2 protein-coding genes are annotated in these 2,023 nt (G+C 40.2%); both read left to right on the top strand.

Annotated elements, in window-relative coordinates:
* Positions 1-115 precede the first annotated feature (115 nt).
* Positions 116-1,399: a nitrate/nitrite transporter gene (locus BZG78_RS15215; RefSeq protein ID WP_077661692.1), complete on the top strand. Its 1,284-nt coding sequence runs from the start codon at positions 116-118 to the stop codon at positions 1,397-1,399.
* A gap of 24 nt (positions 1,400-1,423) precedes the next feature.
* The coding region (locus BZG78_RS15220) for an MFS transporter (RefSeq protein WP_131826096.1) at positions 1,424-2,023 on the top strand (600 nt) is incomplete at its 3' end.

The raw sequence follows: 2,023 nt of genomic DNA on the forward strand, positions 1-2,023 counted from the left end.
CCTCTGGATACTACCAATGGAGTACTTTTTGAATAAATCATGATACTTTAAGTGTATGGAGGTTTCCTTCTTTATTTTATAAGTTGTGTTTAACTATAAGTCGGAGGAAAACCATATGGTACAGGCAGTCGATAGTTCAAAGGCGCAACAGAAATTTGCGTTGGGAATGTCAACATTTTCGTTTACGCTTTGCTTTGCCATGTGGACGATATTTTCCATATTGGGTGTAAAAATAGCGGAAGAGTTTCAGCTCTCTAGCACGGAACTGGGACTGTTAATGGCGACACCGATTCTCACAGGTTCGGTCAGTCGATTGTTTTTGGGAATCGCGTCTGACTACTTTGGGGGCCGTACTGTTTTTGCGGTTGTCATGCTCCTGTCGTCCGGTTCTGCATGGTTGCTGAGTCTATCTCACAGTTACTACTTGCTGTTGCTTTGCGCACTGGGCATTGGATTGGCAGGCGGTAGCTTCGTTGTTGGTGTGGCATATGTATCGGCGTGGTTTAAGAAAAACCAACAAGGTACAGCTTTAGGGATATTTGGCGCGGGAAATGTCGGCTCTTCTGTGACCTCGCTCTGTATGCCAATGCTCTTACTGATCATGGACTGGCGCAGTGCGGTTCAAATCTATGCAATTATTTTGGCTACAGCAGGAGTTGGGTTTTATTTTCTCGCAAAGAACGAACAAAGAGAAAGACCGCGAGAGCAAGTATCTATATATAGCCAGCTCCATCCTTTGAAAGAGGTAAGGGTCTGGCGATTCTCCTTGTACTACTTTTTTGTTTTCGGTGCCTTTGTGGCATTAGCACTATGGTTACCCCAATATACAATCGGTGTATTTGATGTGTCCTTGGCTCAAGCAGGCTTGATAGCAGGGCTTTACACGGTTCCAGGTTCATTGTTTAGAATACTTGGTGGAATATTATCGGACAGGTATGGTGCTCGTAAAGTGATGTACTGGACGTTTATCGCATCAGTAGTCTGCACCTTTATTCTTAGTTATCCCAATACACATTACAGTGTTGAGGGAATACGAGGTGTTATTAATTTCTCATTAGAAACTAACGTCTATCAATTTGCTGTAATCTGTATCGTGCTAGGTTTTTTCATGTCTTTAGGAAAAGCGGCAGTTTTTAAACATATCCCTGTTTATTATCCCAATAATGTGGGTGTTGTAAGTGGTGCTGTTGGTATGGTTGGCGGGCTTGGTGGCTTCTTTCTTCCTCTGACATTTGGCATGTTAAATGATCTAGTTGGAGTCTGGCAAACATGCTTTATGTTGCTCTTTGTATTATGCAGTTTGGCGTTAACTTGGATGCATTTTGCGATTAGAAAATCTGAAAGCAAAGAATGGCGATCAGGAAGAACTGAAAATGACCTTCCAGAACTAACCGAATAAAAAAGGAATGAAAAGGAGATAGAGATGGTAACCATTATGCATTTATTTATCTCCTTCCTTGTATGGGGAGCCTGGCCCGTTGTTGTCTTTAATCTTCCAGACTATGGGTATAACCTAACATTCATTTCGAAGCTTATCCTGATCTTGTTTTGTTTTTTGGGAAGTAGTTTGTCTCGAATTCTTTGGGATTTTCTAGCGACAATTTTCGGTGTGATTAATTGGTTGCTAATTTCTACACTTCTCCTCATTTTACCATGTTTATGGATGGCTGCTATTATACTCTTTCCTAGCGAAAATTATATTATGTTGTTGGCAGTTTCTAGCTTGACAGGCTTAGCATCTGGTAGTTCAGTCACAGTAATGCGATTTATGATGTTGCGATTTAGTCAGCGTGATGCAGTATCTAGAATTACTTACGCTGATAGTATTGGTGGCATTGGTTTGTCATTCTCATTCTTTATAGGACTTTTGTTTTCTCAAAGTGGTATAAGTCAGGGTTGTTTTTATTTATATCCGCTTTTGTATATACCGCTAGTTTTTGTTTTATTTTTTGTTCTTTGGTTTTCAGTTAAAAGAGATAGAGACTTTCCCAAGATAGATAAAGTATTTACTTGTGATCTAAAT

The sequence above is a fragment of the Salinivibrio sp. MA351 genome (genome assembly GCF_001996065.1).
Lineage (GTDB): Bacteria > Pseudomonadota > Gammaproteobacteria > Enterobacterales > Vibrionaceae > Salinivibrio > Salinivibrio costicola.